2 protein-coding genes are annotated in these 1,753 nt (G+C 26.9%); both read right to left on the reverse strand.

Annotated features, from left to right (window positions below):
• Positions 1-324: 324 nt before the first annotated feature.
• The gene (locus tag FVF61_RS05530) at positions 325-684 is read right to left on the reverse strand and encodes a hypothetical protein (RefSeq protein WP_148454204.1); all 360 of its coding nucleotides are present in this window, start codon (positions 682-684) and stop codon (positions 325-327) included.
• Between the two features lie 174 nt (positions 685-858).
• A complete protein-coding gene (locus FVF61_RS05535; RefSeq protein WP_148454206.1) occupies positions 859-1,704 on the reverse strand; it encodes a sterol desaturase family protein in 846 nt (281 codons plus the stop codon).
• Positions 1,705-1,753: the final 49 nt, after the last annotated feature.

The following is a 1,753-nucleotide window of genomic DNA, read 5'->3' on the forward strand; positions in this document are numbered from 1 at the left end:
TATTTACATTTTTAAAAATTGCAGAATAAACTACATCTTGACTAAAAGATGTATTAATAATAGCAACAATTAAAAAGATAAACATTATAAATTTCTGGGACTTCATAATGAATAAATTTTGTTTAACAAATGTGTTTATTGCTATAATCAATCCTTTGTCGAACGTTATTAAAGTACAAAATATCAAGGTATTAACCTATAAAAAAGTTAAATACTCGATAAATTCCCATCAATAATAGACCAAAATACTTTTCTGTGAAGATATTTTGATCTAAACTTAATATAAAACTCTGTAAATAAAAATGTAATTAGAATTCAAATTTATTAATTTTCAATTGAGGCAACTGGAAGGTTATCGTTTATATAAATTACAAATATTATTTTTTTAGGATTTAAATCTACAACCATAACATGTTTCCCTTTGGTTAATTTTGAAAGTGGAATTTGTAAATCGGTTTCTCCTAAATAAACATCTATTTCTCTCTTATAATCAGAATTGATTGAATAAATGTGTAAAATTTCAGACTCGCTTTTTAACAACAAAGTGTCCTTTGATTTGTTAAGGTCGTGAAAAAGTATGTTGGCCTGTATGTTTGAATTCTTCTCAATTCTTGCAAACTCTGTTTGCGAGAAAATGAAATTAGTAAAGAAACTAAGACTAAGTGCAAGTAATAATGTTTTCAATATATATACTATTAAATTCTACAATCCTTGAATTCAACAGTAACTAATTAATCCTCAAGCTAAAGCTAAATGAATTTATATTCCAAACTAAAAATACTCCATAAACTACCAAAAAATCAGTAGAAATACATTAAAATGTTAATAACCTGTGGAAAAGCACTGAATATCATCTATTTAAAACTCCTTTTTTTCTGGCAAGATTGTTGGTCTTTGATAATTTTGAAATGGCTGTTTTAATAGCTCTTTAATACTACTATTTTTTATTTCATCTGGAAATACATCCACACCATAAACTAGTTTTTCTCTATCTAAAGTCATAAAAGTACCAAACAACCTGTCCCAAATAGAAAATATATTACCATAATTTGAGTCTGTGTATGGTAAAACATAATGATGGTGGATTTTATGCATGTCTGGAGAAATAAACACATAGCTAATTATTTTATCTACCTTTTTAGGCAACTTAATATTAGCATGTGTTAATTGAGTAAAAACAACAGATAACGATTGATATATAAACACGATGGCTATTGGTGTTCCTACTATAAAAACACCAAATAAAGTAAATATAAACCTAATTACACTTTCTATAGGATGATGTCTGTTTCCTGTAGTTGTGTCTACTTTATGATCTGTATGATGAACTAAATGTATCATCCACAACAAATTTATTTTATGCTCTACATAATGTGCCAAATAAGCACCAAAAAAGTCTAACAACAATACACCTAAAACTACATACAACCATAATGGCATGTATGGTAACCAATTAATAATACCAAAATTATTTGCTTTTACCCAATCTGCAGATTGCAACAAAATAAATGCTAAACCAAAGTTGATTATTATGGTAGTAAGTGTAAAAAAGAAATTAGGCCAAGCATGTTGCCATTTTTTATAATTAAATTTAAAAAGTGGAAATGCTCCTTCAAGCATCCAAAAAAAAGTGATTCCTCCAGCTAAAAGCAAGCCTCTGTGAAGAGATGGAATGGTTTCGAAATAATTAATAATAGATTCCAAGGGCAAATATTTTGACTAAATATACTAAAAATTTTAAGTATAAAGTTTA

The sequence above is a fragment of the Xanthomarina maritima genome (assembly GCF_008084905.1).
GTDB classification, from domain to species: domain Bacteria; phylum Bacteroidota; class Bacteroidia; order Flavobacteriales; family Flavobacteriaceae; genus Xanthomarina; species Xanthomarina maritima.